The 7,119-nt window shown below is 48.8% G+C and carries 3 protein-coding genes; all 3 read left to right on the plus strand.

Going from position 1 to position 7,119, the window contains the following annotated elements; translation table 11 throughout:
• On the plus strand, nt 1-2,374 hold a 2,374-nt coding region (locus HKN79_12430), incomplete at its 5' end, for a TonB-dependent receptor (protein ID NNC84374.1).
• 90 nt (nt 2,375-2,464) lie between these two features.
• Nucleotides 2,465-3,193: a 3-deoxy-manno-octulosonate cytidylyltransferase gene (gene kdsB / locus HKN79_12435; GenBank protein ID NNC84375.1), complete on the plus strand. Its 729-nt coding sequence runs from the start codon at nt 2,465-2,467 to the stop codon at nt 3,191-3,193.
• Nucleotides 3,194-3,654: 461 nt separating this feature from the next.
• The coding region (locus tag HKN79_12440; GenBank protein NNC84376.1) for a hypothetical protein at nt 3,655-7,119 on the plus strand (3,465 nt) is incomplete at its 3' end.

The following is a 7,119-nucleotide window of genomic DNA, read 5'->3' on the forward strand; positions in this document are numbered from 1 at the left end:
CCCCTGTATTCTCTCTTCACAGACCACACGGGTGCACGGACAGGTATTCTCCAAAGAGGATGGATCCACCCTCCCCGGAGTGCAGGTCATCATCTCCAAGAATCAAGGCACCATAAGCAATGCCGAGGGCAGGTTCGAAGTAGAAGCAGACAGTCTACCGATAACCCTACAATTCCGCATGCTGGGCTATGAGACCACCTATGTGGAGGTAGAGCAAGCGGGAATCCCTGTGACGGTACGCATGCAGGAATCTGTACAGATGCTCCAGCAGGTGGTGGTGAGCGCAGGTCGGTTCGAGCAGGATCTAGCAGAGGTGACGGTGAGTATGGAGGTCCTACGTCCAGATCTGGTGCGTGACCGGAATATCACCGCACTCGATGATGCACTCAGAGAAAGTCCGGGTATGATCATCGTGGATGGAGAACCTCAGATCCGTTCTGGAAGCGGCTACAGTTTCGGAGCAGGAAGTCGTGTGCAGGTCCTGCTGGACCATATTCCTCAGCTCAGCGGGGATATCGGCAGGCCTACTTGGTCCAATATTCCAATGGAAGCGGTCGATCAAGTGGAGGTGATCAAAGGAGCGGCATCCGTACTGTACGGTTCGGCTGCACTCAGTGGGATCGTACACGTACGGAGCCTCTACCCCGGGTCGGATCCCGAGACACGTATCAACTACTATGCGGGAGCCTACGCCCTGCCACCCGATGCTTCCAATCGCTATTGGGAGAACAACAATCTGATCATCGGTCAGCAGGTGACCCATGCCCAGCAGTTGGGCAGCAATGACCTGGTCTTTTCCATCGATCTGCTCGATGATGATGGTCACCTAGGCCCGAGGGTGGATAGTACGGGGACCATCGAGCCCAAGCGCAGTCCGGCCGATGCCAGCCACTTTGCGGCCGAGCGCAGGGCGCGTGGTTTTATCAAGTACCGTCATCGGGATCAGCAGATAGAAGGTCTGGTATATGGTGTGAATCTTCTCGGTCAGAAACGGGCCAGCGTAGCCACCCTGCTTTGGGACAATATCGATACCGGGTTGTACTCGGCCTTTGCAGGATCGGCCACCGAGACGCGACAGACCGTGTTCAATATCAACCCCTTCATCGAGTATCGGCATCCCAAAGGTCATGCAGCCACTTGGCGAGGGAACTGGAGCAGTCTGGACAATGCCAATGACAACGACCAGGATAATTTCTCCGATACCTATTTCAGTGAATTCCAATTCCAGCTCGATGGGACTGCATGGGGTGCGGAAGGACTACGTACCACCCTAGGACTGGCCCAGACCTGGTCAGAAAGCGATTCGGAGATATTCAACAATGGCGGGCTAGACCCCTTCCATTCCTCGCAGAACACGGGCCTCTACCTCCAATCCGACTATGCGCTTGGAGAACGTATCCATCTCTCGGGCGGTGTCCGCTGGGAACGATTCGAGATCGATGGCGAGACCGATTCCCGACCGGTATTCCGGGCCGGAGTCAACTATCAAGCGGGTAGAGCGACCTATTTCCGAGCCTCCTACGGTCAAGGCTATCGCTTCCCGACCATCGGAGAGCGCTATATCACCACGGCCGTTGGGGTGTTGAACATCTATCCCAATCCGGGGCTGGAGGCCGAAACCTCGTCCAATCTGGAGGTGGGGGTGAAACAGGGATTCGCTTTCGGTGCCTTCAAAGGATTTGCCGATGTAGCCTTCTTCCGGCAGGAGTTCGAGAACTATATCGAATTCACCTTCGGGCAATGGGCAGATAGCTCCAGCTTAGACAATCTGCTCGGTCTGGGATTCACCTCGCTCAATACGGGCTCTGCCGAGGTCAGCGGTGCCGAATTGAGCATAGGGGCCGAGGGTGAGCTCTCCAAGAAGAATACCCTCCGCCTTCTGATGGGCTATACCTATACCCTACCCATCACCACCAGTCCGGATCTGATCTATGCGCGTAGTGAGACTCAGGGTATCCCGATAGAGGCCTTCCGGGAGGTGAGTTATCGTTCCACCAGCTCCGATCCGGAGAACGAGATCCTGAAGTACCGCATGCAACATCTTATCCGCCTGAATGCCGACCTGGAATCTGGCCGATCTTCCATCGGTTTCGGGGTGCGGTATAACAGTTTCATGGAAAACATCGATGGCATATTCGAGGAGTTGGATGATGGTGAATCACTGGGCGGCCTGCTCCCATCCGGTGTGTCCCGCTGGCGTGATGAGCGCGATAAAGGAGATGTGGTCTTCGATCTGCGTATGGGCTATCAGTTCTTGGATGAACACAGATTCTCGGTGGTGATCGATAATCTTCTCAATCGGGAGTACGCCATCCGGCCCTTGGCACTGGAGTCTCCGCGGAGGGTGGTGTTGAGGATGAGTTTGGTGTTTTGAGTGCTGGGTTCTGGGTTCTGGGTTCGAAATTCCTCATTCCTTCATTCATAATTCCTCATTCTAAATTCCTCATCCCTACCTTCGACCCGCATGAATGTATTGGCCGTTATCCCTGCCCGTTACGCCTCAACGAGGTTTCCGGGAAAGCCCTTGGCACAGATCCATGGTAAGCCTATGATCCAAGTGGTCTATGAGCGTGTGGCCGCCTGCCCCAGCATTGATGCCCTGTGTGTGGCTACCGATGATGAGCGGATCATACAGGCCGTGCAATCCTTTGGTGGTCAGGTGTTGATGACCTCGGACACACACCGCTCCGGAACCGACCGCATAGCTGAAGCCGTGCAAACTCTGAATGGAGATTTCGATCTCATATTGAACGTGCAAGGGGATGAACCGGGCATACGCTCTGAGGACCTGGAGGCCTTGATCGGCATCTTTGCCAATGAGATCGTTGACATCGGCACCTTAGTGACTCCATTCACAAACATGGAGGATTTCCAGAATCCCGATCGGGTGAAGGCGGTCCTTTCCCATTCCGGTCAGGCACTGTATTTCACCCGCGCTGCGGCCCCTTTTCACAGGGGGGAGGGTGACCCGCTTTCCCAGTGCTATCAGCATGTAGGCGTCTATGCCTATCGAGCGGATGTGCTACCGGATCTCGGTCGATTGGAACCCAGTCCACTCGAGCTCAAGGAGTCGCTGGAGCAGTTACGATGGTTGGAGAATGACTATGTCATCCATGCGCGTGTCATCGAAAAGGCTCCTTTTGGCATCGATACGCCTGATGACCTTGAGAAGTTCGTCTCTGAAGTGCATTGATTCGCCTGTATAGTTGTAAGAGCATTATTGACTAGTAGTCTTTTTCCTTACATTGCATCATCTCTTGAATCTTATTGGACCCATTCAAGGAATACTGTTCGTCTTTCGATCGGTGTTCTTGTGGTTCAGTGGTATCTGCGGCCTTCAGAGCATCGATTGTGAGGATAATTACCTTAAATGATCGATTAACATGAAAAATCAAACAACTGGTAATCAATTGATTACCCCCCCCCCTTGTTTCTGACTTTAACCACCTGAATCCAAACAAGCTTGTTCTTCTTATGAGCTTGATATTCTGTTATGGCTTATTGTTTAACAATTTGATTGCACAAGACCCACTTTGGAGCTTTGGGAATCAACAGATAAGCCTAGACGGAGATCAAAACCCTTTTGATAATACCGAGCCATTACCAATACCAGGGAGTGACCCAGAGATCCACTATACTGGATTTCAACCTGTCATGCATCAAAAAGCACAGTACGACAACAAAGGAAATCTTCTCTTTTTCGTGATTGATGGAAACATTTACAACAAGGATGGCTATGAGATTGCGGATGCACAGTTCGTCTATACCGATGGAATTCCAAGTGTGAATGAATGCGATATCTGTATTCCAACAAATCAGCCTGATGTCAGCGTGATTCCAGTCCCTGGTTCATGTACACTATACTACATCGTTTTTAGTTTTCTAGAAGAGGACGATTCTCAGACTGCAATCTTCAATGAAGACGGAGTACATCTATTCTACACGATTATCGATATATCAGCTATAAACGACAATTTCAATGACCCAGAAATATTGGGGGATCTAATTGCTGAAGGACAGGTTTCAGATTATCCTCAATTGAATCAAGAGCGTCTAAATGGCTGGTTGGCAGAGATGATTGCCTTCGATTATAACGATGCTCTTCTAAGTCAGAAGCCTTTTATCTTTCAAGGAACTTTAGATTATGAGGATAATCCTTTTAAACGATTCTATGCATCCTATGGTGGCCATGTTAAATCTTACAGTGTTACCAGTAGTGAGATCAGCATCGATCCGACCAATGTCATTTTTGGCTCTTGCGGTAGTTCAGGATTTAATGGAGATGATTCAGAATCCAATAATTCAATTCAAAATGGAATGAGAGGGGGTGAATTAGAAATCTCTTATTGTAACGATCTACAGTCCTATGTTCTATCGACCTCCGATGCAAGTGGAGATCCGTCATTTACCACAGTACATGCCATACTATTGAATGATGATGGGACCTTCACGGAAGATGTACCTGGACTATTCTGTTTGGACGGGTACATTGAGGCAATTATTGCAGGTCATGAATTCTCCCCTAGTGGTAATTATCTCTACATCAATATTGGGAATCAAAATGCCTCAAGCCCAGTGACCTCTGCCGAAATAAGGTGTATCGAAGTGAGCACTGATCAATTTGCCCCTCTTCCTAATTTAGATTCTTTTCTCCCGGAACTATTATCGGACAGATATTACTTAAGTCGAATAGAGTCCGGATATTTTGAAGGGGAGCCAGTGCTCTATCTTCAAGGAGACAATGGTCAACTGGCCATAATTCGAAATCCTGACGAGCCTCAAAATGCAACTATCGAAGAGATTACCACGTCCACAAGCGTGCTGAATTGCGACTATACCGCAGGTCTTGAATTCGCTGCGATAGATGGTATCGATGAAGAAATGGCCTTTAGATTCTTCACTGAGCAGAATTATAACGGCACTCAGATTCAGGATTATATGGCCAGCGCAGCTTGCTGTTTAGAGCTGAGCCCTATCGTCAATGAACCTTATACCTACTTCAATGGCACAGAGGATTGGGAAGGAACCGACAACCCTTTTGACTCTGAAGTCGTCTGTTTCGATGGCAATCTGGTCTTTGGTCCTGATGCCAACTACGATATATTCGATATGCGATTCGAGTTCGGACCCGATGCCGAAATGATCGTGGAACCTGGTGCTTACGTGAGAATGAGCAATTGTGTCCTGACATCTCTCAGCTGTAATAAAGCCATGTGGCCTGGAGTTACCATTGAAGGGACCGCGAACATCACTCAAGGCACAGGCGCAGGAATCACACAAGGTAAATTCGTGCTCAGGGCAAATTCGCTCTTAGAGAATGCCACCTTCGGTGTTTGGGTAGATGGTGGAGCTATATTCAAAGGATTCAATAGCCGATTTGAGGACAATTGGGTGGGCATCTATATGAAACCTCACTTGTTTGAGAATGAAGCAAATAAGACGCGCATAGACAATTGCACCTTCGATTGGACAGGGATATTCAACGACCCTAGCTTAGAGCCCCAATTCCACGTCTATATGAGTAAGGTACAAGGAGTATACCTGAAGGAGAGTTCATTCCTATGCACAGCCCCATTCGAGACATTCTCCATAAACAAACGAGGGACAGGTGTTCGCTCGTATAAAGCGGGATTCAGGATGATCGGTGAGAACGATACTTATGCCAATGATTCAGACCATGATGCCTTCTATCGTTTGACCCGAGGATTGGTGAGTAGTAATACTCCTGCCGATGGCCTGAGCTTCTCTTGCGAGGGGATGGAATTCCAAGAATGCAGAACAGGTATGAGGGTCAATGGCACACTTGCGCAACAAGTGATATTCAATAATTTCTACATCCCACAGAATGTAGTCATACCTGGTGAGATGAATAGAATACCCGAAGGCATCTATCTGCTCGGATCATCTGCCTATACCATAGAAGAGAATCATTTCACCACTCTGGGAACGGATGTTCAATCTGGAATCATAGTCGATAATTCCGGGCCAAATGATGATGTGATATTCAGGAACTACTTTGATAGACTAGGCACAGGTATCTACAGTAAGAAGATCAATGCCTCATACACCCTGGACACACAAGGTCAAGTAGATGATAGAGGTGAACGAGGCCTACAGAACCGGTGCAACTTCTTTACACAGAATCGCATCGACATCTATGCAGGACCAGGCAGTATCTGGAAAAATGTTCAAGGTGCGTTCTCTCAGTTCATTCAGGATAGGACTAACAATAAATTCTCCTACAACGGATGTTTTAATGACGAGCACGATGTATTGATCAATGATGATTATGGAGTTATCGCTCCAGCTAATGATCCGACTCTGGACTTCTTCTACTTACATATCAATGCGGATATCACACGACCAGAATGCGAAAGTGTGCACATGGATCTGATTCCAAACTCACTGAACCCAGAGCCCTTTGAATATGAATCAGCATGTCCTTCCAACTATACAGTCAATGACGATGGAGGGGGCACGCATACTCCTCATCTACACAAATCCTATAAGGCTGATGATGAGCGGGAGAGGACGAGCATAGAAACGGATATATATCAAGAGCGCATTGCCTTGGAGGGAGCTAAAGCCCTGTACGAACTCACTGTAGATCATGGCGAGAAACTGGATCTATTGGCTGCTATACAAGAGACCATGACCGTGACGAGCAGCGAATTGAAAGACCTTCTCTATGCGAAAAGCCCTCTCAGTGAGGAGGTACTCAAAGAGGCCATCGGCAGAAGTCCTGCCATGGACCCATGGCATCTCACACAGGTCATGCTCGCAAATACACCACTGGATAAGGGTGTGTTATACACTCTTGAAGAAAGTGGCCTCTTGTCTGATTTCTTCCTCTCCTTTGTCTACAATGCTCAAGAGAATTCAACGGACGGCATCAAACGTCTGCTAGAGTATGAGATAGCCCATAGATACTCGATGATCGGACAAGACCAGACCCTCTTGCTCCAACGTAGCCTGCATGAAGGATGGTGGGAAGATGAAGAAGTCGCTCCCGACCGTTCAGAGGTACTGGGTATCATCAATGGTCTCGAAGACTCGAGAAGTACGGAGACTGCATTCATGCTCGCATGGGAGTCTCGTGATTTCTCAAGCATGCAGGAT

It is taken from the genome of Flavobacteriales bacterium (assembly GCA_013001705.1).
Taxonomy (GTDB): domain Bacteria; phylum Bacteroidota; class Bacteroidia; order Flavobacteriales_D; family JABDKJ01; genus JABDLZ01.

What these genes read in the sequence shown, in the direction of transcription:
- kdsB (NNC84375.1), top strand. Translation starts at nt 2,465, where the DNA reads ATGAATGTATTGGCCGTTATCCCTGCCCGTTACGCCTCAACGAGGTTT.